This window comes from Sporolactobacillus sp. BBK16-2, from assembly GCF_059878335.1.
This window is the reverse complement of the sequence record NZ_CM187611.1, coordinates 357,712-382,435: the sequence shown is the minus strand read 5'-3', so window position 1 is coordinate 382,435 and position 24,724 is coordinate 357,712. Positions and strand designations below refer to the sequence as shown.

The following is a 24,724-nucleotide window of genomic DNA, read 5'->3' as shown; positions in this document are numbered from 1 at the left end:
TTTTATATGATCATTTGATCCGTCACGCGTGATTATTCCGCTAACTCTAGAATTCTTTTTTTACGATCGATATTTTCCACGCGATTACGTTGAACCGTCACGGCTAGTACAGATACGACCAGCGTTACCACCACGTTCACAAACAGAGCTTGCACATCATGCTGAAGACCCGTTCCTCCATACACGAAAAGGTAATAGGCGTTCGCCACATAGGCTGCCGGATATAAGAAGCTGATTTTATAATAAAACGGTGCGAGTACTGCCTTTGGAATAATTGCTCCGGAAGTCATCAGCTGCATCGGAGTCCCCAGAACATTGATCGCGTTTCCCGCAAACCCGAGCACATACAGGAACATTTGCGACAGATTCATGAATGAGAAATAGCTTAATATTTGGAACAGAAACACACCAAATCCATTCACATGCAGGTGAAAATCGAAAATCTGCAAAGCAAGCATTACGAGCGCCGCCAAGACAACTGAAGCTGCTAAATTAATGCCCACATGAGCCAAATAGACGCGCCACTTATTATATTTTTTGCGTAGTTTAGTGACAGCTGCATAAATGTTCATCTGCATCACCATCGCACCTACATAGGATACAAGCACAATGCATAGCGGAAGAACAGAGGCAGGAAAGCCTTTAACATTGTTTGATTTCGTCACTTTTGACGTGACCGTATTCAGATTCAGCGACTGAATCGCTTTATCGAATACGGTTGTTACTTGCTGTGCTGCTTGAGGCTGTGGGAGTCCCTGTTTGATCGCAGCGGTTGCTTTTTCACTCACCGCTTGCTGCTTTAACGCATACATTTTCTGGTTCATTGACTGAGTGATCTTATTCGACGCTTGATTCATGATCTGCTTTGCCAGGCTCGAATTCGCTTGATTGATATAATAGTGCAGTTCTGCTCGTTTGTTGCTTGATATCTGCTTCGTAAAGTTGTTAGGAACAACCATGATCATGTCGACTTTATGTTTATTCATTACCGATTTTGCATGATTCAGTGATTGATACACATGGACCTTAAAAGGTATTTTATTCTTTAATGTGACTACCTCTTTTTGACTCATTTTCAAATCCTGATTCACTAAAGCGACATGGAGTTGATCGGAGCGATCATCTATATTCTGATATACCGTCATCCAAACACCGAAAAAACAAATTAAAAATAACAGTCCTGCAGCGAGTCCTATTTTTGTTTCTTTAATCTTGAAGAAATCTCTAACTACATTCATCTAAACGCCTCCAAAGCAAGTACTTGCTTACATATATTTTAAAAAATTTTACTGAGCTTTAAGAGCCTCAGCAAAAAAGATAATACTCTCTTTAAAAAAAGTTTCTTTTGGAATCTTTAATTCCGTATCCTTAAACCGTGTTTGGGTAAGAAAATAGCCAAAATTAAGCCAAATGAAATTCATCGCCTGAATTTCGATGTTAATCTTTTCTGCAAGTTTTCCACGTTTTTTCATCTCGGATAAGTAGTTAATAATAATCGTTTTTAATTTGATTGGAATTTGCGCAACCTCTTCATTGATCTCAGGAAAATCTACGGTTTCTCTGATACCAATCAAAATCAATGCTTCATATTTGGTAACGAAGCTGTGATACAGTTTTGCAATGGTGAGTAAATCACTTTCCAAATCCCAAGCCATATCATGTTCAATGATCGGTAATAATTGCATTCTGCTTGAAAAAGTTTGAACCGCTGCTTTTATGATGCCTTTTTTATTTCCAAAATGGCGAAAAATCGTCACTTCATTGACATTAGCCTTTTCTGAAATGGCGCGTGTGGTCGTCCCTTTATATCCTTTTTCTTGGACCAATTCAAGAAATGCCGCAATGATTTTTTCAGCTGTTTGATTTGCATCGACCATTTTTTATCATTCCCACAATGTAAGTGATTGCTTGCATTGATATCATACGGCAAACTGATTTATTTTGCAACGCCTATATTAGAAAAAAATTTCTAAGAAAAACCGAGCAAAAAGCGCCCGGTCTTTAATCTCCAGCCGTGTGTGATTGGTTTGTGTCTTTACAGTGTTGAATCATCGCTTCGGTTGCTCGCATCAACAGAGCACGACCGCGGGCGCACCGCGAGCCTCCTCAGACAAGCAGAAATCTGCGGGGTCTCGCTGGCACGCTGATCCCGCAGGCGTCTCGCACCTCCGCTTTGATTCTCGGTCAAGACACTGGTTTATTCGTTTAAATATGGGGTAAAATCTTATACTTTCTTTACTTGTAAGAAAAACCGGACAAAAAGCGCCCGGTCCTTAAATCATGCCGGATTTTGATTACGCTCCGGTTGCTCGCATCAACTGAGCGCGACCGTGGGCAGTCCGGGAGCCTCCTCAAGCAAACTAATACCTGCGGGGTCTCCCCTGGCCTGCGATCAACAGAACCGCTCCGCAGGAGTCTCGCACCTGCGCGTTTGGCTCACAACCTTTGGCTTTGGCAAAAATCATATACTTTCTTTCCTTGTCAAAAAAACCGGGCAGACAGCGCCCGGTCCTTACTTCCGCAGAATGCGGTGGCTTTCGCGTTGCATACAGGACGTATACGTAGTTTGCGAAAATTTTTTTACATACGAAAGCTCCCTTGTTCCAAATGCGGTTTTTAATCATCAGCTTTGTACTTGAACTGACAGTTCTATTTTATAAAGCATCTTGATCCTTAATTAAGTATCGAGTAAAATAAGCGGAATTTTTCCGGTTATATGCAGCATGGCGCTTGTTTCGTGGGTACATAAGAGTAATTTTTCCGCTTATGCAAAGAAAAGCCCTCCATTTTCACGGTTTTCGATTTGATAAGCGGAATTTCTCCGTCTATTTATCAGATTAGATGCCTACCTAATCGCTCAACCGATCAGAGCGGATTGGGAATTAGCCTCTTATGACCATATCTTCATACTAGCAAGGCAGAAATCGTATATTTTCTAAAAGAGAAGTCCTTCATGCAGAAATGGCCATCTTTTCTAAGGAAAGGAGCGAACGGCTACTGCATTAAAAATTTGCCCTTCACTTCGCCAACATTCTGAATGGTGATAAATGATGAGGAATCGGCTTGATGGATGAGTGCCGCCAGTTGCGGAAGTTCATCGCGTGTAATCACGGTATAAATGATCTGTTTTTTATTATCGGTGTAGCCGCCTCTTGCTTCGGTATAGGTCAGGCCGTGTTTCGTATGCTGAAGAACAAGACTCCTGACTGCATCCAGCCTCTCACCGTCAATCACTATAGTCAGTTGAATTTTGAATTTACTGGTGTAAATCGTGTCAACAACCTTGGCATTCGTATACAAGCTGATCAATGTATACAGCGACTTTTCCACCCCGAACAGAATCCCGGCGATGACCGTGATCATCACGTTAAAGCTCAGACTGATCCGTCCAAATGAAAAATTGGTTTTGCGAAGCAGGACAAGCGAGATTACATCAAGCCCGCCTGTTGATGCGCCCGAACGAAGCGTCAGCGCAACACCGGATGCACAAAAAATGCCGCCGAAGATTGCATTCAAAAGTATATTTGAAGAAAAATCAACATTCGGTATAAAATGCAGCGCCGCAGAGCACGAGAGAACACTTAAGACCGTGTAACTGACAAAGGTTCTTCCAAGTACAAACCAACCTAAGACAAGAACAGGAATATTGAATAAAAGATACAGCACACCGACCATATTTGAAACTGTCAGTGTTGGAAATGCGTGGTGCCCGACAGTCGCGATGAGCTGAGACAAACCACCGAATCCGCTCGAATAAACATTCGCCGGAATGAGAAACCAATTAATGCCGATGCCGTACAGAATCGAGCCGATAATTATGATCGTGATCGTAAAAAAAGAAGATTTAATTGTACTCGCCTTCCCTTAAGCTTTAAATATAATCCAAATCATGAGCGATCGGTGTCTGAAGCATTCTTTTGATTTCCGATAGATCCGTAGTTTGCGAGAGAATCCACATCAGCTTCGCAACGATCGCTTCTGTATTCATATCACCGGCTGTGATCCCGCCGGCCTCTTCGACCCGTTTTCCAACCTCATAAAGGTCCATGTTCTGGCCTTCTTCAAGACATTGGGTCGTAATAACCACGGGTATTCCCTTCTGCACCAAATTTCTGACCCCAGCGACCAGATCTCTTTTTTCGAAGGGCAGACCGCCATTTCCAAAACTTTCAATAATCAGGCCCTTTGTATGACTCTTAAGAAAGTCGAAAAAGGCAGGCGAGAGTCCCGGAAAAATTTTCAGCAAAAAGACATCCGGACAGATATCGATTTTCCGGGAAAATGAATCTGTATCGTTTTTTGGTTTGAACTGAATATGAATCTTTGTGTCGTCAATCGAAGCGATATATGGATAATTTATACTTTCAAATGCGTCGTAGCTTTTTGTTCTCATTTTAATTGCTCGTGTCCCAAGAATCGCCTTTCCATCAAAAATAATGAATACACCGGAAAGATCTGCCTTTTGCACAAACGTCAGTGCATCCTTAATATTTTTCTTGGCATCGGTACGCTTAAAACTGACCGGAACCTGCGAACCGGTAATGACAATTGTTTTTTTCAGTCCATGGAGCAGATAGGACAATGCTGCTGCCGTATAGGCCATGGTATCCGTACCATGTGTGATAATAAAACTGTCATAGCGATGCTGTTGTTCATCAATAGTCTTAGCCAAAGTGAGCCAGTCTTCCGGCTGCATATTGGTACTGTCCTTATTCATTAACACACAAAAATCAACGGACACATCCGAATTGTGCTCAAAATAGCCGGCCAATTGATCAATGGTCATGCCCGGTGCCAAACCATCCTGATGAGGCGTTGAGGCAATCGTTCCCCCTGTAGCAAGAACTAAAATTTTTTTCATTAATAATTCCTCGTCTTGTGTATTTTATACGATCATTATAACTTTTTCTCCATATTTTTCAACAAAATGTTTACTATACGTGTATCTAGAGGTAAACTGACTACTGGGGGAGTGTTCGGATGCTTGATCAATTAATTACATTAAGAAAGAAAAAAAAATTAACGATCCAGAACATGGCCGATATTCTCGGAATCGCTAAAAGTACATACGCCAGCTATGAAACCGGCTACCGTCAGCCACCGATTGACGCGTTGATTAAAATAGCTGATTTTTTTAAGACTTCTCTAGATACATTAGTTGATCGGCCTTATAAACCAAACATTCATCTCGACCAACCCCAAGAAGCGAACTGCTGTTTAATTATTGATGGGGAAGCACTCACAGAAGAGGAACAAAAAGAAATCGTTGCATTTATTAAAGTGAGGCGTAACCTCGATTAATCTCTTTCTTCAAAAGACCAGCTCCCATTTTTCCTCCGTAATCACGTGATTTGTCCATGTTTTATTCGGGTATGTCGGACAACTTGTGACCCGATCCACCGTTAAGTTCTTCCAATCTTGGAATCTGCCGCAATTTCTTATTCAATATCCAAATCAGCGACGTGACCAGAACAACCCCTCCTTGAAAGAGAAACAGAGGCGTACTGCCTAGCCAAGGTGTGATTATGCCGCCGAACAATGCTCCAAGCGGCATTGCGGCCGCAATCAGCGTTTCGATAACCGCAGACACACGTCCGATCATGTCCTGAGGCGGCATCACTTGGAAAAAAGTACTGAACAGGATATTCGTTGCCCCGACCGGGAAATTAGCCAAAACAATAAAAACGCAGCAAAGCATAAAGAAACGATCCGCTGCCCACGCAGCCAGCAGCCACATGATACCGGACCCGGCATAACCGAAAATCAGTGCTATGCCCATCGTCATTTTTCGAGATAAAAAGGATGAGGTCAGCGTTCCAAGCAAAAATCCCAATGTGTAACAGGTGAGCAGAATTCCATATTTCCCCGGGCCGCCTAGCTGATTTGCGAACGACGGCAGGGCCGCGAGTACGGCACTTAAGAAAAAGTTTATACCCAAAAGCGGCAGCAACAGGCTGAGATTCAAAGGTTGCATTACAAAGCGAAACCCAGCAGCCAAATCCGCCCGGTAAGACGAAAAATTAAATGAAGGCTGTGCTATTTGATTCGACACCTTTAAACGTATGGTCGCAAAAAATGCTGCCGCAATAAAGAAAGTAAACGTGTCAATAAGATACAGATTCACCGCGCCGGTGAACAAAATCAGAAAGCCGCCGCACATACTGAAGATCAGATCCGTTCCCTGATAGGAAAAGCTCATCGCACTATTTGCCGCAACCAGTTGCTCTTTCTTCACCAATCTTGGAATCAGCGCGCCTTCGGCAGGATAAGGAAATAAATCAATTAAAGCGATCAAGGGCATGATGATCAGCACACCGGTAACCGTAAGTAAATGAGTCATGTATAGAGTGGGGACAAGCAAAAGAAGCATCCCTTGAAAAAGCGAAGGAATGACGAGCACTTTTTTCAGATTCATCCGATCCACAATTGGACCAACTAAAAAGGAGAGACATTCCGGGAGGAGCGTCAAAAAGCCGGCAAGCCCCGAGTAGAAAGCGGAGCCGCCCAAATTATAGGCAAGCCACATCGCAGCGATATAATAGAGACTATCACCGATATTGGAGATTAATCGTCCAAAAAAGAGTGAAACAAAATTTTTATTTTTTATCAGGTCGTTCATGATCCATCCTCCGCATCGCTCGTGTTTTTGCGATTGCGGCATGTTGGTGAACCCACCCGCCTGATTTGGCCCTGATCTTCAAAAGTGAACATTGATCATGCTTTATCCCGCAATCGCTGCTTAAAAAAGGGCGCAAATCTCCCGTTTTTAGCAGCAATCAATGTGCGCACACAGGATAAAGTCAGCTTCATAAACCTTTCTCACCTCCAAATTTCAATTATTTTCATCATACCGCGCATGAATCATACAGACAAGGCTAGAGTTTAAGTAAACGTTGGTTTAAACTGTACTCTTCGCTTTAATTATATCTATAAGCGGAAGATACCATTCATAACTTTGGCTCTTCACTAAATATATTGGATTAGTGCTCTGCTCTCATTTATTTTTTCTAAATTCCATTCATATTCCAAAGAAATCAAATCAATAATTGCACCTAATAAATTGATTAACAACTACTCGAGCAACGAAAATCAACTGCTCCTAATAAAAACAAGTCGTACACTTGCTCATTTTTCCAATAAAAAATTGAAAATGAAGAATGAGCAGTACGACTTATAAACAAATTGATTTTGTGTCGTAATTATGACAAACAATAAATAAGTTTTCCTTAGTAAACTTCAGAAAGATCCATAGTGCAGTCGAATTATTTATTTTCCAAAGACATACCCTCTTGTTTGGTATTACTTGAAAATTTATTTACACATTTAGATATAACATAGTATAAAATTGCTGACAGTGCAATGGTTGGAAAGGTCACACCAATTGTTGATGAGAATAGTCCGATTCGATTTCCTATCAAATAAAATCCAATACAGATACCCCAAGAAAATACAGATGCGAGATTGAATCCATGAAAATACCAGTATTTTCCACCTTTTTTATCAAGCTCCTCTACACAATAGTCTATCTTCTTTAGTAAAAAGAAATCAACAATCATAATTCCGAAAATAGGGCCAAAAACCATATTGATATAATTGAGCAGCGTTTCAAAAGCGCCAAGGAAATTGCCAAAATATAGGGGTACAACAGTAAGTATTCCAGCCAAGATTGTAGAAATAAACAATGCTGGTATGGATTTAAACTTTTTATTCAAGTTAGTTATGGATATACCCGCACCCATTAAATCAATGGCATTTGCTGTTGTACTTGTAAATATTATAATTAGAAATGCAATGACACCAAGTCCTAACTTACTTGCAATGGTACTCGGATCTGAATTATTCGGATCATACACACCTGTGGACAAAGCTGTTCCGATGGTTGAAACCAGTCCGACAAAAACAAACCAGAACAATCCTATATTTGCGCCAACCAGTGGTGCAATTGTGGCATCCACCTTTCTTTTTGTATAGCGTGTAAAGTCAGCAATGACTGGAATCCAGCCAAGACTGAATGCAGCCATGGTGTCCATTGCCGTTCCTATTGGCATATGTGATGTTTCTTTAGGCTGCCAATGTATGATTTGTTCTAGTGAAACTTGACTGAGTACCGCAACCATCTCCCATACACCAAGAATTAAGATAAGAACCATACCAATTCTTTCTACAAATTTTACAGACTTGTGACCCATCATTATGGATAAGAAATGTAAAATAGTCATAATGACTATTCCAATAAGCATTGTTTTATTACCACCGGATGCTCCATATGGTGGAGCCTGGATTAGTTCACTCAGAATAAAGCTAATGGAAATTGCAGCCAAAAATGTATTTATTGCTGTCCAACCAATGTACTGTAAGGCATTAAAAATAGATAAAATATAGCTTCCTCTTATCCCAAGAGATGGGCGTACCAATGACATTGTTGAAGTTCCGATTTTATAACCCATAAACCCAATAATCGCCATTAATAAATATGCAATCGGATTGGAAACAAGAGTAACAATAAGTGCACCGCCGAATCCTGCAGCGCCAACTACCCCTCCAACATACCAAGTCCCATTGTTAGCATTGGCACCCGTCCAAGTAGCCAGCATGTCAAAAAAATTCATTGTACGACGATTCTTTGGAACAGGGTCAAGTGCTGAATATTCAATAATCTTTTTATCGCTCATATTGTGACCTCCTCCATACCATTGATCTTCAGCATTTTGTGCTGTTGCCTATGATAAATAATCTTCCCTTTATGCACAGACAAAATGACAGGACTAAGCATACGTACTGCATCAAATTCGTTTTCATCATCTATTACAATGAAACTTGCTGGTTTTCCTTCATCCAATCCATACTCGCTTTCAATACCCAGCGTCTTCGCACCATTATCTGTAATTAAATCCAAAGATTTAGCGATTTCTTCATGGCCCATCATTTGACAAACATGCAGTCCCATATCAAGAATTCTCATAATATTTCCAGAACCGGCAGGATACCAAGGATCCATGATCGAATCCTCTGCAAAACAGACGTTTAATCCACAATCATGCAGCTCCTTAACCCGAGTAATTCCTCTACGTTTTGGATAACTATCAAATCTTCCTTGAAGATGAATACTTTCAGTTGGGCAGGAAATAAAGTTAATATTCGATTTCTTCAGAAGTGAAAATAATTTATAGCAATAGGCATTATTATAGGAGTGCATTGCCGTTGTATGACTAGCTGTCACTCTTGATCCTAAACCATTTACATAGGCATTTGCAGCTAGTGTTTCTATAAAACGAGATTGTTCATCATCAATTTCATCACAATGGACATCAATTTTTTTATCATATTTTATGGCAAGATCAAAGATTTTTCGGAGAGACTTTAGTCCATATTCTCTAGTGATTTCATAATGTGGGATACCCCCAATTACATCTGCACCGTGTAGAATTGCTTCTTCAAGAAGCTTTTCTCCATCCGGGTATCCATAGATACCTTGTTGAGGAAATGCGACAATTTCAATCTTAATTATATCTTTGGCTTCTATTTGAACTTCTTTAATGGCTTCTAATGCCAATAAACTTTTATCACAAATATCAACATGTGTGCGCACAAATTGGATCCCATTTTTAATTAATAACCGTAATGCTTTCCATGCATTTTCCTTTATTTCTTTCTTCGTAAATGGTTTCAGCTTTTTACGATCTGCCCAAATTTGAATTGCTTCAAACAAACTTCCTGTTTCATTATTCCGAGGATACCCTGCCGTAAAAACATAATCTAAATGAATATGCGGTTCTACAAAAGGGGCGGTAACAAGTTTTCCGCCAAGATCAACAATTTCACTATGATTATTAATCACTTTGTTGCTGCCAGCTGTATAAATTTTTGAAAAAATGCCATTTTCAATTTCAATGTCCCATAAACCGTTCTTTTTCCTTAAACGACAGTTTTTAATAATCATTTTTTCAACTCCTATCAAATTATTGTTTATTATTTTATAAATAGTCTAATATTTATAAAAATATTTTTCTTTAGTATCATGTTACAATTTTTAACCCATTTCGTTATGAATGATGCATAGTATCCCCTATGCTTAAAATTGAACGTGTTATGATAACTAATATCACATAAATTTTTGAGCTAAGTCATTTAAATTAGGATAGGATACAAGGAGATGATAATGATTATGGTTACTGTGAAGGATATTATGCGCATTGAAGCATTTAATAAAATTGATTTTCTTGCGGGGAAAAGTGGATTAAATCGACAGGTCCGATGGCCCTATATATGTCAAAATCTTGATGTAGAAAAATGGGTTCAAGGATCTGAGATTCTATTTATGACCGGTGTAGGTATGAAGATGAATGAAAATAGTCTAAAACAATTTATCTATAAATGCTATATTAGTAACATTTCCGGAATAATTATTCTTCCAAGTCCAGATTACATTCCAGTAATACCAAATTCAGTAATTGCAGCTTGCAATAAGTTTGCTATTCCGCTGTTCTCCATGCCGTGGGATATCCCAATGATTCACGTCACAAAAAGCATTTCCGATTATCTCTACGCAAATAATAAAGATAACAAAATTGATCGCGGTTTATTTGAAAAAATGATTAAAGAGCTAAATAAGAAAGATAGAACTATTGGGGAAATAATTAGTGAAATCCATTTACCTAAATTCGATCATTATGTTTTGATTATTATTAATGGCCGTTCAAAAAATGAACAGACACATAGTTATGCAAAGTTCATTTCAGAAAATTTCTTAAGAACCGGTTTATTCGCAATTAGTGGCTGTTTAATTTATTTTCTGGCAGAACTAGATACAAATATTGATCATACATTTTTCTTAAATATCATTCGTTATTTTCGTGTTAAAACTCACAATAATTCAACCATATTTATTGGTTATAGTAATAAATTATCCTTAAAATCCTCCCTAAACCAGTCTGTTATGGAAGCAAAGTGTGCCCTATGGGCAGGACAATTAAACAATCAAACGATTTGTTCATATCGTAATAGCGGTATCATTAAACTTTTCGCACAATGTAGATTGGACTCTTTAAATGAGTATTTCTCAAATATTTTAGAACCTATTATTTTATATGATCAAAAACATCAAACAGCATTGTTGGAAACAATAGAATGCTTTTTAAAATCAAATTGCAATTATAAAAGTGCGTCTGAGCTGCTATTTATTCATCGAAACACATTGACCTATCGGATCGAAAAAATAGAGGAATTACTGAATTGTAATTTTAAAGACCCTCAGGATATTTATAATTTGACTACAGCTCTACTCACCAGACAATTTTATTCTAATAGACTTGATACACAGTGACATCAATAATTTAACTTATTTTCGTTTTTTATGCATATTCTCCAACCTCACATGGTTTAAACAAAAACGCGAAGGAACCTAAGCTCCTTCACGTTTTTTATTCTTATATTGGCAGCGTCACCGGCTGCAAGAATCAGAGATATTTTTCTGCATAGGCTAGAAGTTGATGAATTTCTTCCTTGGCAGCTTTCGTGAGTACCTTGTTGTCATTGAGCATCTGCTCGCCGCGGGCTTTAATAAAGCGCAGATAATCTTTATTTCTTGTTTTCGCGTAGCCTTTTTTGGCTTGGTGCATATCAAGAAAATCTCCTGCAGCTTGTTTGGCCAGCATGTATCGTCCGATCAGTAAGGCGACCGCAAGCGATAAGGCGACCAAGGTTCCCCACCCGTCAGTGATTGTGTAGAGCAGGATACCGATCACCATTAGGATCGTCACCCACTTTGAAGAACTGTACACATAGCCTTCAGGTCTATTGTTTGGATGTAGAAATGCTTTCAAGCTGTTAAACATCGAAATCCCTCCTAGCCGATTTACAAAAAAGTTATGAATGAATCATGCACAAGTGACGCGCAACCGTATCAGCCATCTTACAGTCCGAAGATACCAGCCCAGTATCCGAGAATACCGATTGCAAACATACCGAAGATGATCCAGATCGCATTGACTTTGTGCTTGAGCAGCCACATGCAGCCGAAAGTCATCAGTAAGGCAACAAGACCTGGAAGCAGTGAATCTAAAATCCCCTGCATGGTTGTGTCAACGACTTTCCCTGCTTGTTTGTACGATACAAGAACAAGCGGCATTTTAATGCTGGTCCATTTTGATACCAGTGATCCCATAACGAACAAACCAAGTACAGAAGCCATTTGCGTTAATTTCTTAAGACGGTTGCCGGCAACGTCTTGAACAATGTCCGTACCTTGAGTATAACCGACCTTAAATCCGTACCATCTCGTCAACATACGGATGATGTTAATTCCGAAGAAAAAGAGCAGCGGTCCGAGAATACTTCCGCTCATAGCAAGCGAAGCGCCAAGAGCTGCAAGGATCGGGCGCGCCGTTCCCCAAAAAATTGGATCACCGATACCGGCGAGCGGTCCCATCAAACCGATTTTTACGTTGGTAATTGCGGCTTCATCAATATCGCCGCCTTCTGCCTTTTTTTGTTCCATAGCAGCGGTAACACCGAAGATTGCTGATGCCGGCCATGGCGTCGTGTTGAAGAATTCAAGGTGACGCTTCAACGCAGCGGCCTGATCTTCTTTTTTATGGTAAAAGCGTTTGATCGCCGGAATCATTGTCACCGCGACACCAATCGCTTGCATACGTTCGAAGTTGAAGGAACCTAGCATAAATGTGCTTCGAAAATAAGTACTGATGATATCTTTTTTCGTTAACGATTCTACTTTTTTCACTTCTGTCATTTTTTTCACCCTCCTTATCCTAATACATCGTCGTCATCGGATCCGACATTTGTGGCAGCAGCTGGAGCTTTAATTGAGTCATGAAAATCCGGGTTCAACTGAACATAGACAACCGCGGCACATGCACCGAGAATACCGAGACCAACAAGGTTGATGCCTGTCATAAATGTAGCAAGGGTAAACCCAATGAAGAAGAATGGCATCAGCGAACGTGCCTTCATCATGTTAATAACCATCGCGTACCCGACAACAACAATGAATCCGCCGGAAACCTGCAGGCCGTGTGTAACGACCGGAGGAATGGCATCCAGCCACTGGCTGACAAGACTAGTTCCGGCAATTGCAGCTACTGCTCCAGTTGGAATGGCAACACGTAAGCCCTGCAGGAACAAGCCTCCTATATGACACCATTCAACCCCTCGAAAATTTGCCTCAGCCGCAAAGTGATCGGCTTGATGTTGGAAGAACACAGTAATCGTACGAACAAAAATGGTTAATACTTGGCCTGCTGCAGCAAGCGGTACAGCAATCGCAATTCCTTCACCAATGGATTGGTGACCGACAATAACAACGATTGCTGAAATTGTTGAGGCTAGTGCTGCGTCCGGCGCCATTGCGGCACCAACGTTCATCCAGCCGAGTGCGATCAATTCAAGACTACCACCTAGAATAATACCGGTATGCAAATCTCCTAAAACGAGTCCAATGAGTGTACATGCGACAATTGGGCGGTGGAATTGGCGCTCATCGAGCACACTCGCCATCCCGCAGATAAGTGCTACAAGAATAACTAAAATAAATTGCATGGTATTCATAGTCTAAAACCCTCCCTCTATTTTGTTTTTATAATAGATTTTTGCTTTTCAGCCGATTCATAAAGTCAGACGCGTTTGTGTTCGGCAATTGTTGAAGAATCAGCTTAACACCACGTTTGTCTAACTCTTTAAACGCTTCAACGTCTTCCGGGCTGACCGATACTGCTTCAGAGATTAACGTCATGCCCTCTTTAAAGGTAATTCCTCCGACATTCACCTGAGTGACTTCCACACCAGCATCCATCAGGCGAAGTACATCTTTAGGCGTTTCAACAACCAGCAGTACATCCAAATTTTCATAGGATGGATTCTTATAGCAGCGCGCTGTTTTATCAATCGTCATGACATAGGACTTTGTTCGTCCCGGAGCTACCTGCAGAAGCAAAGTTTTTCTCAAATCATCTTTGGCAGCGCTGTCATTTGCTGCAATGATCGTTCCGGCACCCACATGGTTTACCCAGTTGTTTGCCACCTGTCCGTGAATTAATCGTGAGTCAATACGTAACCATTTAATTTTCATCCTAACTCATCTCCCTCGTCTTCTTTGGCACTATTTGCTAATGTTTGATGTGAAAAAATTTCTTTGAATGATTTAATACCGTCCGCTCCGGCAGTCTTGGCTGTTTGTACGAGTTCCTCAAGCGTTCCGCCGGCCAAGCGTTTACCGAGAACTTCCACAAACATCGGAAGGTTAACGCCGGTTACAATATCCATATTTTCCTTTCTTGCAACAAAGCGGCTCGCCGCGTTGTAAGGGCTCCCACCAAACAGGTCGACAAGGAACAGAATGTGATCATCTTCCAAGCTTTCACTGGCTGCCTGATATTTGTCGAGCAGATTTTCAATACCTTCCCCTGGTTTAAATGTGACCTGAGCAACATTTTCAATAGTTCCGAAGATCATCTTAGCAGTGCCCATTAACGCATCTGAAAGATCTCCATGTGTAGCAATAACGATTGCGACCACTTTTTTCTCCTCCTTTCTCTCTGTACACTTTTATATAAGCAAGTATCGTGCCAATTTTGTGTTTTAAAAAAAAAGAGCCGTAAATAGGCTCTGATAAACGTTTTTTCTATTATGCTTCCAAAAACCAACACACTAAATTTCAAAAATAATACACTGTTCTGTTTCATAACTCACTAATCATTGAAATCGTCGAAAACAACACACTGTGTTTTGAACGGTACTCAAAATAACACACTAGATTTGTGAAGTACGAGCAAATAATACGTTTTTCCCCAATTCATCAATCAACATATCAATAAAATAATAAAATTCGCCTTCACTCAGTTGAATATTTAATTTGAAGTTGAGCACTTCTAGCGTTTTCTCCAGTTGATGAAACAGCTGTTTCTTTTCGCTGCTCAGCTCGCCTTCATATTTCAACGGTGTGTGTGCAACCTCACGTTCGAGTGCGAAGGCCAAATGCATGATGATGCGGATCTGCGTCGCATTTTTAAAATGAAGATGCAGCGCTTTTTCTACTGCATCATTAAATTCAAGAATGGCTGCGACTGCTCGTCTTGGGTTAAGATACATCAGCATATCCTGCAAACTGTCTTCACAAACGCCTTTAACAATAACATGCGATGGATTATCCTTAATTGGCAGAGATTTCCCCGCTAAAATAGATTGGAGTATTTCTTGTCCTTCGCCGCCGACAAATTGAGACAGGGTAATATAAGGAACACCTTCAAGCTTGGGGTTCTTCGCGCCGATACTCGCAACAATATCATATTTCGTCTGCATTCTCTGTGCTACGTCATATAGTCCTTCAATAGAGATGGGAATCACACTGATTTCTTCATCCGTAATATTGCGAATATACATGCTGACAATATTTTTAATTCGCTTTGCGATACCGCTTCCTGTCGTGCAGATGGTCAAAATGGCTTTTTGACGCAGACTGTTCGTCGTTTGTCGTTCCATGCCAACCGTTTGACGCAGTTTGAAGAGTGAATCAACAATTCCTTTTAAGTCCATATGCAGGTAGTTGGCGTTTTTAACTGCGTCCAGAATCATCGGTGTCGATACCATATCGATCGCTTTGACACGTACCTTTGCACCATGCGCAATTTTTTCTTCAAAATAGTAAAGCGATCCCATATCGACCATCATTAAGACGCCCGCACCTTGATCAACGGATTGAACAGCTTGAATAATGTTTTCAAAGATATCGCCGAAATTCAAGCTGAGCGGCATGTCCACGGCTTCAATCGGATAATCCCCCATCAATTCTTTTACAACGCTTACCATTGAGCTTGCCGTATGCGGACCATGCGCTGCAACAACGATACCGACATTGCGCTGCTGCGACAGTTCAACGAACGAACCAAGCAGAAAAGCAATATAAATAATCTCTACCTCAGGCAGTTCCACATGTAGCCGCTCATCAATTAGTTTTGCTATATTTCCTGCCGCCTCATAATCCTTTTGCGCATAGGTAAACATCGTCTGCTTCACATCGGGAGAACAGTCAATTTTGCGCAACGGATGCTCAAGAAATGAAGAAAGGTGGACAGATAATAGGGAAACAAATTGACTGCTTAAGTGTTCGCCAAGTACCTGTGTGCAGATTGCCTCCAGATCTTTCGAGAGTCCCAGAATCCGTTGATCCACAACCGCCGTCAACATATCTTTCGCTGTCTTCTGATAAAATTTCTTCACCTGATCTTTAATATCCTCGGCAATAAACTTGCGCACATCGTGCGTGGACAAGCCTTCTTGTGTCAGTGAATCGTATTTTCCCGAAATCATTTTGTATAAATCAAAAGGCGGTTCATACTGATCGATGTCAGTAAGCAATGGATCCTTGCTTCCGGTTACAATGAGAAATAGCGGGAGCTGTTTATTCAGTTGCTGGTTGATTTGAGGCTGATGCGAGATTCGATGCAAGCCTTCCTGCATTTCCGCCGGCAGCATTTTTGCATCAAGCTGGACAAAGTCGTTATTCATACTGTCGAGAAATCCTTGCGCGCAGATCAGTTGCACATTCGATTTCAGCTGACCGATATTTCCAAAGGTGACGCTGCCGATCAGTGCCTTGATCACATCGGAGCTTACATGAAACTTATGGCTTGTGCGATGTGCTTCTCTGGAAAGCAGGAATTTAGTCAGCTCTATTTGCTCGCTTATACTTCTGCTTTGGAAGTTCGGAATGTTGATCATGACCGGTACTCGTCTCAAGAAGGTTTGCAGCAGTGCCGATTCCGGATCAGCAGTCGTCGCCCCGATAATCAGAACATGTGCCTCTCGCTTATTCCCCGTCTCGCCTAATTTACTGTAGCGGCCGGTATCCATAAAATAGAACAGCATTTCCTGTCCTTCCGGGGGCAGACGGTGAATTTCATCAAGAAATAAAATTCCTCCGTCTGCCTTGGCAACTATTCCATCCTGATCACGTGCCGCACCTGTAAACGCACCTTTTATATAACCGAACAGCTGCCCAATCAGCAGCTGCGGATTATTGTAATAATCCGCACAGTTAAAATCGACAAACGGTGCTTTCTCATTGATTCTGCCGATGGATTGCGCATAATTATACATCATATGTGCAAACAGCGTCTTCCCGGAACCTGTGGGACCAAGAATCAGCGTATGCAAACCTCTCGGCGGATAGACAATCGCCGATTTTGCCTGCTTCACGCTGTTTTTTAAGCTTTTATCTGCACCAATAAGATGTGAAAAGGGATCCTCATTTTTATCATGAGTGTTCTCTTGATTCAATAATTCCTTGAGAGAAGCAGCCTTTACCTCATACTCTCTAACCACATCGCCAAATTGTGATCGTATGAGTTCAGCCGGCACGTACAGTACCGGGCGAGTAACAAACTTGATGACACGCTTTTCTCTGACCAGCTCATTCAGTTCTGAACTGACATTGCTTCGCATGATGTCAAGAACCTCGGCAAGGTCGGAAGCTGTGATTCCTGAGGTTTCCATAAGCGCCTTTTTATCAAACTGAGCGCATCGTTTGGCTAATTCACTATAAATTCTTTCACGTCGCCGTCCCATTGGGTTCACCTCTCTAAATAATTCTTCATGATTGACATGTTTTCCTTCATTATATAATAAAAACGCTTTCATGCGAATTTTTGTAAAAAGAAAAAACGATCCGTATCGTCAAAAATGAAGATACAGGTCGTCTTTTCTACTTAGCATTTTCTTATTTTTTCGGTTCAATCACTTGCTCGCCTTTATACGTGCCGTCTTTACTGACGCGATGGGACAGATGATATGCTCCTGTCTGTGGATCACGCGAAAGCGTCGGGACACTCAAGCCTTTACTCGTTCTGCGCTTGTTTTTTCGTGTCGTCGATGTTCTTCGTTTTGGTACAGCCATGCTGAAACCTCCCAAGTATTCGTTAAAGGGGTCATCCTTTTTTCAAGTGTTTCATTTGCTTAATCATTTTGAGCGCGCGTCGATGCGTCTTTTTGTTTGGACTTTTCAGTTCCCTGCGCGCACTCGAAAGTTTAGTTTTGTTTGCCATGACAGGTTCCTCCTTAATATAAATCGTAATTGTTACGATTTATATTAACGTACGTTTAGCCAAAACACAATAGATTGAGCTTAAACCATAGCTTATTAGGAAAAAAAATATCGGAACAGCACGCCGATCAGTACACCGATCATTACAGATGGCAAAAAACGTTTCGTCAGCAGGATCATGGCAGCCGTGCCGATGCAGCTGAGTAAAACAGGAATCGATAGAGTTAAGCCGCCATGAACGGGCAGCACGATCTGTTTCACGAGCAGTGCCGAAATAATTGCGATCGGGACATAGGTGAAATACAGACGAAGCGTCGCATTCATTTTCCAGCGCGACATAAATTCAAGTCCGATCACACGAGACAAATAGGTGACGAGCGCAAGCGCACCGATCAAAAGCCACTGATTAAGCATGCGCACGCCCCCTTTTATGTAAATAGAGTCCGACGAGCGGTGCGAAAAGACCGGTCATAATAATCGTGAGCTCATTCCCCGGTTTAATAAATTCAAGGACAAGCGCAATAACCACCGCGGCGAGCGCTGTCCCAATGACCGGTTTTCCCTTCAATCCGGGTACAAGCAGTGCCGCGAACGTTGCCGGAAAAGCGAGATCAAGACCCCATTTCTGCGGATCAAGCTGATTGCCGATGAGCGCTCCGAACAGTGCCGCAAGGATCCACGCAATGTAAAAGATACCGGCAACGACAGCGAAATAAAAAGGATCCGGGCCGACTTTCTTGAAGCGCGCGCTCGCTAAGACAAACGGCTCATCCGATATACCGAAAGCGAGCAGGCGTGTCCATTTTTTCGCGGGTGCAAGCCCCTCCGATAATGCCGCTCCATAAAGAAGGTTGCGCAGATTCAGTAAAATAACGGTCAGCAGAACGCTCGCTGTCCCTGCCCCACCGGCCAGCATTGCCACTGCAACCAACTGAGCAGATCCGGAAAACACAAACACAGACATAGCAACGGTCGTAAGCAAAGTAAAGTTCACTTGCGTGGCAAGAACACCATAGGACATGCCATAGGCAGCAATCGCAATAGCCAGCGGCAGTGCCTCCGCGCCCGCTGTTTTCAACGCCGACTTTTTTCGATGAAGCATCTTCATTCCCTCGCTTCTCTATTTTTTCCGTGTGAATATTATCTGAAAATAGTATACTAAAATTAACTTATTGTACATTATAATATAATCACCACGTGAACCTCCCACGACTAAAGTCGCGGGCTTCTGATCTCTCAATCAAAAGTTCCTGCGAACAATAAGCTTGCCCAACACGACTTATCATTGGGTAGCGGCTCATTTCTTTGAGCAGGCGAACCCCGTCGTTCCGACGGTTCTTAGCTTTTATTCAGCCCTCAATTGAAGGCTTTATTAGCCCTTCATGCAAGATGTTGAGAGCTGCATTGACATCTCGATCGTGGTGAGCCCCGCATTGCGGGCAGTCCCATTTCCGGATGTGAAGCGCTTTCTTTCCATCCTGGTGCCCGCAAGTGGCACACCTCTGGCTAGAGGGAAAGAAGCGATCTATTTTTATCAGTGTTTTGCCATACCATTGAGCTTTATACGTGAGTTGACGCACAAATTCTGCCCAACTGACCTCACTAATGGTTTTGGCTAAATGATGGTTTTTTAGTAACCCTTTGACGTTGAGGTCTTCGACCACCAACTGGTCGTGATTTTTGACCAGTTTCGTGGACCATTGATGTAAAAAATCTGTCTTACGGTTACTGATTTTTTCTTTAAGACGAGCAACCTTAATCTTTTGTTTCTGATAGTTGCGCGCATCCATTAAGGTTAGATTCTTTTGTTTTAGGATTCGCTTTTTCGCTCCCTCGTAGCGATGAGACAGCTTTCGCTGCTCACGGCGAAGCTTTTGTTCCATGGAACGCCCAAACTTGGGATTGGTGATTTTTTCTCCGGTAGACAAAGTCATGAAGTCCAGCAAACCTAAGTCAATGCCGACTGCTTTGCCGGTTTTCGGATGTTCTTTTACTTCCGCTTCCGCAACGAGCGAAATAAAATACTTGCCGCTCGGCACATGCCTGATAAAGGCAGATAAAAGGCGTCCTTTCACCTGACGAGAGCGGGCGTAACGCACCCAGCCCAGTTTAGGAAGTTTGATTGTTTGATCCGTCACCTCAATATTGCGATTGGTGAAGCAGGTCTTATACGCCTGATTCGGATTCTTTTTACTCTTAAAGCGAGGATGCTTGGCTTGTTTTTTAAAGAACCGGTCATAAGCCTTGGAAAGGTTCTTTAAGCTATTCTGTAAGGCAAACTTATCCGGCTCTTTGAGCCAAGGCAGCTCGGCTTTGAGCTGCGTCAGGGCTTTACTGCAGGTGTTATAGGTTAAGCCCTTCCCGGTTTGTTTATAGGTCTTTTCCCAACAGTCTAAAAAATGATTGTAGACAAACCGGCTGCATCCAATGGACTTATTGATTTGAACGGCTTGTTCTTCCGTAGGGAAAAGCCGAAACTTAAACGCCTTTTGGATGAGCACAGCCGTTCCTCCTTTTTTGTAAAAAATGGTTACCTTAAATATAGCACAAATGTTCGTTTTTTTACAAAAGAAGGGCGTCCTTACTCATGACTGAAGTCACGAGTAAGGACGCAGGAAATCAAGTATATATTAATTTATCTTTTGTCACTAGCGTTGCATAAATATTGACGAATTATTCAGAATTTGTATTTTTTCTACCAAAGCCAAAAAAGTTAATGTCCACCTAAAAGGTGACTCGATCCATTTTACAATTTTATCCAGTTAATCAGTGTCCAAGTGTCAACAGCCTTTAAGGTGCCTTTAGGTTACTCGTTTCCTTTTATTCATTTGAAAACGAATACGGCGGAACCATTGCTCACAGGATTTCCAAAGCACAGCTTTGAACCATCGGTTCAGTTGAAGTACTGAACTCGTCGTTTTAAGTTTCTGCTGAATCAAAACGAATAGACTGTAATGAATCAACGCCAAAAGTAGTTGATTCTGGACAGCCTTCTCACTTTGTCCGTAAAATGTTTGGATCCGAACATGTTGCTTCAGCCATTTGAAAAAAAGTTCGATGGCCCATCGATGACGATAGACATCACTGATTTCTGTCGCCGACAAGTCAAAACGATTGGTGATGATCCGAATGTTCTTCCCCTGATCGTCTTGCGCCACGATGAGACGGAAGGCATTTTCCGTTTGGTTTTGAATGCTGCCCAGCAGGATCATTTGATCCGATAAAAGAGAACTTTTCTCGGGGACTTTATAGTTGTGCAGGACATGGATAACGGCATTCTTTTTTAAACGGGAAGCAAAGAACATCCCCTCTTCGGAAAAACGATCAAAGGCCTGGTAATCCACATAGCCTCGATCAAAGACATACATGGCTTCTTTCTCGTCAACGAGCACATCGAGTTGCGAGCGGTCATTGACTTGAGCGGATGTAAGGACTGCTTTTTCCGGAAACACTTGCCCTTTTCCCATAAAGACAAGGCGAAGGTGCAGCTTGACGCCGGCTTTGGTTTTGCGAAAGTGAGCCCATGGATAGCGCTGAGCATTCAGGGATATCGTCGTCGAATCCACAACCCTAAGCTGTTCATCCATTTGGGGTGCTCGTTTGCCTTTAATCTTGGCGACCAGATCAAGAAAGAGCATCATCAACAGTTGCGGGTCAACCGAGTTATTTTTTCTTGAGAGTTGTGAGGCGCTGATCGACGAGAGACCCGTTGCTTTCTGAAGCTCTTCACTTAAGACGCAGTCCGAAATCGAACGCAGACTGTCTTCTTTCTGGAGATGAGCATACAGAAAAAGGGTCATATAAGCCTTTGTCGTCAGCTTTTTCACGTACTTGTCACCGCCGGTTTGTCCGAGGGTTTCGTCAAGCTGTTTAAAGTTTATCTGATTTAACCATTGCGAAAATGAAGAGAGATGTGTATTCTTATCCATGCGTGAATCCTTTTCTTTGGATTTGGATAGAATCACCTATCCTTCCATTGTAAAGGATTTTTTTGTTGGCTAGCCTCTTTAAATTCGACTATTCCTAGTATTTTGAATCATCAGTTTTGATTGCTGCAACGCTAGTGATCTTTTGTATATTAAAATGTACCAAGGAGATGATAGTCTTGCAGAACAACCCTTGGGAAGACGGCAATGCCGGTAAGCGAATTGGAGCCAATCTGCGCCAATTTCGGACAAGCCGAGGCATGAGCCTTGAGCATTTGGCGACCAAGATCGGTATCAGCAAACTTACACTCATGAACGTTGAGCGCGGTGACGGCAACCCAACCCTATCCGTCATTTGGAAGATTGCGAACGGGTTGAATATCCCGGTCAGTGCGCTTCTGTCTATAGAGTCCGATGTGTCAATCGCGCGCAAAGAAGACAGCATGAAGCTAGCCAGCTCAGATAAGATTTTTGTTGCCGAACCCCTCTTCCAATCGCATGGACTCTATGAATTATATCGCGGTTACCTTCAGCCGAATGCCGAGTATCCATCCTCCGCACATCAATTTGGCGTAAACGAATACGTCACTGTCATGTCCGGCGAATTGGAATTGGAAGTGGGCGGTGAAACGTATCATCTAAACGCGTATGATTCGATTAAATTCAAAGGCGATCTGGATCATAAATACATTAACCCTTCTTCAACACTAGCCATCCTGCATTTTGTTATATCCTATCATTCCATGTAGTGAAGCCCCCTCTAAAAAGAGTTGGGTTTTTATTTTGGCTTATTGGTGTGCATCTGTATTTTAATTCTGAAATCAATACACCTGCGATTTAATAAAAAAATATAGTAATTAGCCTCCATGTATGTTAACCTATTATTTGCTTGGGTTAACATATAAACGAAGGAGCTTATTCATTATGAATCATACACGATTAAAGAACCTAATTTTATGCGCACTATTTGCGGCAATTACTGCTATTCTCGCGCAGATCACCATTCCGTTACCCATTATTCCGATAAGCGGTCAGACGCTGGCTGTTGGACTTACCGCCACTGTTCTCGGAAGCAGATATGGCACAGTATCAATGATTGTTTACGCCGGACTCGGTGCCATCGGCCTTCCTGTTTTCGCAGGAATGAGCGGCGGATTCGGCGTTATTCTTGGGCCATCCGGAGGTTATATTACCGGATTTATCGTTGCCGCACTTGTTACCGGATTGATTCTCGAATACACGAAATTCACTACACCAATGGCGATCATCGCCAACATTGTCGGCATGTTCGTCACCTTAGCAATCGGCACGATCCAATTGAAATATGTCCTCGACCTTTCTTGGGCGAAGTCATTGGCTGCCGGTGTTTATCCATTCCTCATTGTGGGTGTGGTTAAAGCAGTCATCGCCAGCGTTGTCGGCATTCAGGTTCGCCAGCGCCTGACCAAATTTGGACTATTGAAATCCGGAAATCAGCAAACAACAGCTTAACTAAGCGTAAAAAAACAGCTCTCAGGCGGTACGATCCCCAGAAGAGCTGTTTTTTCGTTCACACGAGCATCAACGTTTCATTTAAAACGTTTCCGATCCGCTTCATGCCCTCAACAATTTTTTCTTCAGACATGTTCGAGTAGTTCAATCTGAATGCGTTGATCTTTGCATCATTTGGGAAGAACGAATCCCCCGGCACGAAGGCAACCTTGTTGTCCAAACACTTCTTAAATAAATTTTGGACATTAATCTCTTCAGGAAGCTCCACCCAAATGAACAGTCCGCCTTCGGGAGCACTGTGCTTGAGTTGTTTTGGAAAAAACGCATCAATGCATTCCATCATTTTTTCCCGACGCGCACGGTAGACACCCTTAATTTTTTGAATATGCTCCTCCAGATCAAAAAGCTCCATGTATTTTGCCGTGACTCTTTGCGCAAAGCTATCTGTATGCAGGTCGGTCGCTTGCTTGAACGCAACGTATTTGTTAAGAATGGATTCATCAGCACAGATCCATCCCAGACGCAGGCCAGGAGCGAAGATCTTTGAGAAGGTGCTCAAATAGATCACTCTGCCCTCGGTATCGAAATGTTTTACAGGTGGCAGATCCTTCCCGACAAAACGAATCGCACCATACGGATTGTCTTCTAATATCACAATATTGTATTGATTCGCAAGTTCGACCAGCTTTTTTCGTCGTTCAAGCTTCATCGTTCGTCCGGTCGGATTCTGAAAGTCAGGGATTGTGTAAATGAATTTAGCATTAGGATTTGCCTGGAGCGCCAGCTCAAGTTCATCCATTCTCATACCGCCATCGTCCATCGGTACTTCGACAAATCGGGGGCTGTACGCCTTAAACGCATTGATCGCCGCAAGGTAAGTGGGGCTCTCGCAGATCACAACATCTCCTTTGTCCAGAAACAGCTTACCAGTCAAATCAAGCCCTTGCTGAGATCCCGTGAGAACAAGCAAATGTTCCGGAGTCGTGACGATTCCAAGAGTACGCATCCGCTCGGCAATAGCCTCACGCAGCGGAAGATAACCTTCAGTTGTACTGTACTGAAGCGCTTGTTCCCCTGCTTCATCGAGCACCGCCTCACAGGCTGCTTTAATACCTGCTACCGGAAATAACTCAGGCGCCGGAAGCCCACCTGCGAAGGAAATAATCTCAGGCTGCTCTGTTACTTTTAATATTTCTCGTGTTGCTGAATTGGATACGCTTCTCGCGCATTCTGAAAAGTTAAGTTTCATCATGGG

At 42.1% G+C, this 24,724-nt stretch carries 24 protein-coding genes; 4 read left to right on the top strand and 20 right to left on the bottom strand.

Translation table 11 applies throughout. The features are described 5' to 3' along the window. Positions 1-32: 32 nt before the first annotated feature. The 4 genes from AC6F33_RS02025 to AC6F33_RS02010 all read right to left on the bottom strand — a co-directional run bounded on the left by AC6F33_RS02025 (position 33) and on the right by AC6F33_RS02010 (position 4,861). Positions 33-1,238 carry a YhgE/Pip domain-containing protein gene (locus tag AC6F33_RS02025; protein WP_500777609.1) on the bottom strand — a complete coding sequence of 402 codons (1,206 nt, stop codon included), beginning with the start codon at positions 1,236-1,238 and terminating at the stop codon, positions 33-35. A 48-nt stretch (positions 1,239-1,286) separates the two neighbouring features. After that, positions 1,287-1,877 (bottom strand): TetR/AcrR family transcriptional regulator, encoded by a 591-nt coding sequence (locus AC6F33_RS02020; protein WP_255748271.1) that lies wholly within the window; start codon positions 1,875-1,877, stop codon positions 1,287-1,289. Positions 1,878-2,994: 1,117 nt separating this feature from the next. Further along, positions 2,995-3,816, bottom strand: a complete 822-nt coding sequence (locus tag AC6F33_RS02015; protein WP_500778126.1) for a YitT family protein — start codon at positions 3,814-3,816, stop codon at positions 2,995-2,997. A gap of 55 nt (positions 3,817-3,871) precedes the next feature. Continuing rightward, a complete protein-coding gene (locus AC6F33_RS02010; protein ID WP_255748270.1) occupies positions 3,872-4,861 on the bottom strand; it encodes an asparaginase in 990 nt (329 codons plus the stop codon). Between the two features lie 119 nt (positions 4,862-4,980). On the opposite strand from AC6F33_RS02010, the gene AC6F33_RS02005 reads away from it, so the two are divergent. Then, positions 4,981-5,301, top strand: coding sequence for a helix-turn-helix domain-containing protein (locus AC6F33_RS02005; RefSeq protein WP_255748269.1), 321 nt, complete (start codon positions 4,981-4,983; stop codon positions 5,299-5,301). A gap of 61 nt (positions 5,302-5,362) precedes the next feature. Here AC6F33_RS02005 and AC6F33_RS02000 read toward each other — a convergent pair whose 3' ends face one another. The 3 genes from AC6F33_RS02000 to codA all read right to left on the bottom strand — a co-directional run bounded on the left by AC6F33_RS02000 (position 5,363) and on the right by codA (position 9,940). Further along, a complete protein-coding gene (locus AC6F33_RS02000; protein ID WP_500777608.1) occupies positions 5,363-6,619 on the bottom strand; it encodes an MFS transporter in 1,257 nt (418 codons plus the stop codon). 643 nt (positions 6,620-7,262) lie between these two features. After that, positions 7,263-8,672 (bottom strand): cytosine permease, encoded by a 1,410-nt coding sequence (locus AC6F33_RS01995; RefSeq protein ID WP_093672151.1) that lies wholly within the window; start codon positions 8,670-8,672, stop codon positions 7,263-7,265. Then, positions 8,669-9,940: a cytosine deaminase gene (gene codA / locus AC6F33_RS01990; protein ID WP_093672149.1), complete on the bottom strand. Its 1,272-nt coding sequence runs from the start codon at positions 9,938-9,940 to the stop codon at positions 8,669-8,671. Before codA ends, AC6F33_RS01995 begins: the two co-directional genes overlap by 4 nt. Before the next feature lie 225 nt (positions 9,941-10,165). Here codA and AC6F33_RS01985 point away from each other — a divergent pair, with 225 nt between their 5' ends. After that, complete coding sequence (locus tag AC6F33_RS01985; RefSeq protein ID WP_177184721.1) at positions 10,166-11,323, top strand: PucR family transcriptional regulator; 1,158 nt, start codon at positions 10,166-10,168, stop codon at positions 11,321-11,323. A gap of 133 nt (positions 11,324-11,456) precedes the next feature. Here AC6F33_RS01985 and AC6F33_RS01980 read toward each other — a convergent pair whose 3' ends face one another. From AC6F33_RS01980 to AC6F33_RS01925, 12 genes are all read right to left on the bottom strand, one after another. Further along, positions 11,457-11,834, bottom strand: coding sequence for a hypothetical protein (locus AC6F33_RS01980; RefSeq protein ID WP_093672145.1), 378 nt, complete (start codon positions 11,832-11,834; stop codon positions 11,457-11,459). Between the two features lie 77 nt (positions 11,835-11,911). Beyond that, positions 11,912-12,748 carry a PTS system mannose/fructose/sorbose family transporter subunit IID gene (locus AC6F33_RS01975; RefSeq protein ID WP_093672143.1) on the bottom strand — a complete coding sequence of 279 codons (837 nt, stop codon included), beginning with the start codon at positions 12,746-12,748 and terminating at the stop codon, positions 11,912-11,914. Positions 12,749-12,762: 14 nt separating this feature from the next. After that, positions 12,763-13,563: a PTS mannose/fructose/sorbose transporter subunit IIC gene (locus AC6F33_RS01970; protein WP_093672141.1), complete on the bottom strand. Its 801-nt coding sequence runs from the start codon at positions 13,561-13,563 to the stop codon at positions 12,763-12,765. Positions 13,564-13,591: 28 nt separating this feature from the next. Next, a complete protein-coding gene (locus tag AC6F33_RS01965; protein WP_093672139.1) occupies positions 13,592-14,083 on the bottom strand; it encodes a PTS sugar transporter subunit IIB in 492 nt (163 codons plus the stop codon). Then, positions 14,080-14,529, bottom strand: coding sequence for a PTS sugar transporter subunit IIA (locus tag AC6F33_RS01960; protein WP_255748267.1), 450 nt, complete (start codon positions 14,527-14,529; stop codon positions 14,080-14,082). Before AC6F33_RS01960 ends, AC6F33_RS01965 begins: the two co-directional genes overlap by 4 nt. 234 nt (positions 14,530-14,763) lie before the next feature. Further along, on the bottom strand, positions 14,764-17,577 hold the full coding sequence (locus AC6F33_RS01955) for a sigma-54-dependent transcriptional regulator (RefSeq protein WP_177184720.1): 2,814 nt from the start codon (positions 17,575-17,577) through the stop codon (positions 14,764-14,766). A gap of 151 nt (positions 17,578-17,728) precedes the next feature. Beyond that, the gene (gene rpmF / locus AC6F33_RS01950) at positions 17,729-17,905 is read right to left on the bottom strand and encodes a 50S ribosomal protein L32 (protein ID WP_500777607.1); all 177 of its coding nucleotides are present in this window, start codon (positions 17,903-17,905) and stop codon (positions 17,729-17,731) included. 31 nt (positions 17,906-17,936) lie between these two features. Continuing rightward, positions 17,937-18,053 carry a putative metal homeostasis protein gene (locus tag AC6F33_RS01945; RefSeq protein ID WP_093672131.1) on the bottom strand — a complete coding sequence of 39 codons (117 nt, stop codon included), beginning with the start codon at positions 18,051-18,053 and terminating at the stop codon, positions 17,937-17,939. 95 nt (positions 18,054-18,148) lie between these two features. After that, positions 18,149-18,466 carry an AzlD domain-containing protein gene (locus AC6F33_RS01940; protein ID WP_093672129.1) on the bottom strand — a complete coding sequence of 106 codons (318 nt, stop codon included), beginning with the start codon at positions 18,464-18,466 and terminating at the stop codon, positions 18,149-18,151. Beyond that, entirely contained in the window at positions 18,459-19,154 is a 696-nt protein-coding gene (locus AC6F33_RS01935; protein WP_093672350.1) for an AzlC family ABC transporter permease, read from the bottom strand. Before AC6F33_RS01935 ends, AC6F33_RS01940 begins: the two co-directional genes overlap by 8 nt. A 247-nt stretch (positions 19,155-19,401) precedes the next feature. Then, on the bottom strand, positions 19,402-20,553 hold the full coding sequence (gene tnpB / locus AC6F33_RS01930; protein WP_500777606.1) for an IS200/IS605 family element RNA-guided endonuclease TnpB: 1,152 nt from the start codon (positions 20,551-20,553) through the stop codon (positions 19,402-19,404). 300 nt (positions 20,554-20,853) lie between these two features. After that, complete coding sequence (locus tag AC6F33_RS01925; RefSeq protein ID WP_480947342.1) at positions 20,854-21,981, bottom strand: IS4 family transposase; 1,128 nt, start codon at positions 21,979-21,981, stop codon at positions 20,854-20,856. A 176-nt stretch (positions 21,982-22,157) separates the two neighbouring features. Here AC6F33_RS01925 and AC6F33_RS01920 point away from each other — a divergent pair, with 176 nt between their 5' ends. Then, on the top strand, positions 22,158-22,727 hold the full coding sequence (locus AC6F33_RS01920; protein ID WP_370646029.1) for a helix-turn-helix domain-containing protein: 570 nt from the start codon (positions 22,158-22,160) through the stop codon (positions 22,725-22,727). 175 nt (positions 22,728-22,902) lie between these two features. Continuing rightward, positions 22,903-23,469 carry a biotin transporter BioY gene (locus AC6F33_RS01915; protein WP_255748261.1) on the top strand — a complete coding sequence of 189 codons (567 nt, stop codon included), beginning with the start codon at positions 22,903-22,905 and terminating at the stop codon, positions 23,467-23,469. 58 nt (positions 23,470-23,527) lie between these two features. Here AC6F33_RS01915 and AC6F33_RS01910 read toward each other — a convergent pair whose 3' ends face one another. Next, positions 23,528-24,721 carry an aminotransferase-like domain-containing protein gene (locus AC6F33_RS01910; protein ID WP_255748260.1) on the bottom strand — a complete coding sequence of 398 codons (1,194 nt, stop codon included), beginning with the start codon at positions 24,719-24,721 and terminating at the stop codon, positions 23,528-23,530. Between the last annotated feature and the right edge of the window lie 3 nt (positions 24,722-24,724).

What these genes read in the sequence shown, in the direction of transcription:
- AC6F33_RS02000 (WP_500777608.1), bottom strand. Translation starts at nt 6,619, where the DNA reads ATGAACGACCTGATAAAAAATAAAAATTTTGTTTCACTCTTTTTTGGA.
- AC6F33_RS01915 (WP_255748261.1), top strand. Translation starts at nt 22,903, where the DNA reads ATGAATCATACACGATTAAAGAACCTAATTTTATGCGCACTATTTGCG.
- AC6F33_RS02020 (WP_255748271.1), bottom strand. Translation starts at nt 1,877, where the DNA reads ATGGTCGATGCAAATCAAACAGCTGAAAAAATCATTGCGGCATTTCTT.
- codA (WP_093672149.1), bottom strand. Translation starts at nt 9,940, where the DNA reads ATGATTATTAAAAACTGTCGTTTAAGGAAAAAGAACGGTTTATGGGAC.
- AC6F33_RS01945 (WP_093672131.1), bottom strand. Translation starts at nt 18,053, where the DNA reads ATGGCAAACAAAACTAAACTTTCGAGTGCGCGCAGGGAACTGAAAAGT.
- AC6F33_RS01910 (WP_255748260.1), bottom strand. Translation starts at nt 24,721, where the DNA reads ATGATGAAACTTAACTTTTCAGAATGCGCGAGAAGCGTATCCAATTCA.
- AC6F33_RS01935 (WP_093672350.1), bottom strand. Translation starts at nt 19,154, where the DNA reads ATGCTTCATCGAAAAAAGTCGGCGTTGAAAACAGCGGGCGCGGAGGCA.
- AC6F33_RS01985 (WP_177184721.1), top strand. Translation starts at nt 10,166, where the DNA reads ATGGTTACTGTGAAGGATATTATGCGCATTGAAGCATTTAATAAAATT.
- AC6F33_RS02005 (WP_255748269.1), top strand. Translation starts at nt 4,981, where the DNA reads ATGCTTGATCAATTAATTACATTAAGAAAGAAAAAAAAATTAACGATC.
- AC6F33_RS01975 (WP_093672143.1), bottom strand. Translation starts at nt 12,748, where the DNA reads ATGACAGAAGTGAAAAAAGTAGAATCGTTAACGAAAAAAGATATCATC.
- AC6F33_RS01965 (WP_093672139.1), bottom strand. Translation starts at nt 14,083, where the DNA reads ATGAAAATTAAATGGTTACGTATTGACTCACGATTAATTCACGGACAG.
- AC6F33_RS01995 (WP_093672151.1), bottom strand. Translation starts at nt 8,672, where the DNA reads ATGAGCGATAAAAAGATTATTGAATATTCAGCACTTGACCCTGTTCCA.
- AC6F33_RS01970 (WP_093672141.1), bottom strand. Translation starts at nt 13,563, where the DNA reads ATGAATACCATGCAATTTATTTTAGTTATTCTTGTAGCACTTATCTGC.
- AC6F33_RS01940 (WP_093672129.1), bottom strand. Translation starts at nt 18,466, where the DNA reads ATGCTTAATCAGTGGCTTTTGATCGGTGCGCTTGCGCTCGTCACCTAT.
- AC6F33_RS01925 (WP_480947342.1), bottom strand. Translation starts at nt 21,981, where the DNA reads ATGGATAAGAATACACATCTCTCTTCATTTTCGCAATGGTTAAATCAG.
- AC6F33_RS01955 (WP_177184720.1), bottom strand. Translation starts at nt 17,577, where the DNA reads ATGGGACGGCGACGTGAAAGAATTTATAGTGAATTAGCCAAACGATGC.
- AC6F33_RS02010 (WP_255748270.1), bottom strand. Translation starts at nt 4,861, where the DNA reads ATGAAAAAAATTTTAGTTCTTGCTACAGGGGGAACGATTGCCTCAACG.
- rpmF (WP_500777607.1), bottom strand. Translation starts at nt 17,905, where the DNA reads ATGGCTGTACCAAAACGAAGAACATCGACGACACGAAAAAACAAGCGC.
- AC6F33_RS02025 (WP_500777609.1), bottom strand. Translation starts at nt 1,238, where the DNA reads ATGAATGTAGTTAGAGATTTCTTCAAGATTAAAGAAACAAAAATAGGA.
- AC6F33_RS01980 (WP_093672145.1), bottom strand. Translation starts at nt 11,834, where the DNA reads ATGTTTAACAGCTTGAAAGCATTTCTACATCCAAACAATAGACCTGAA.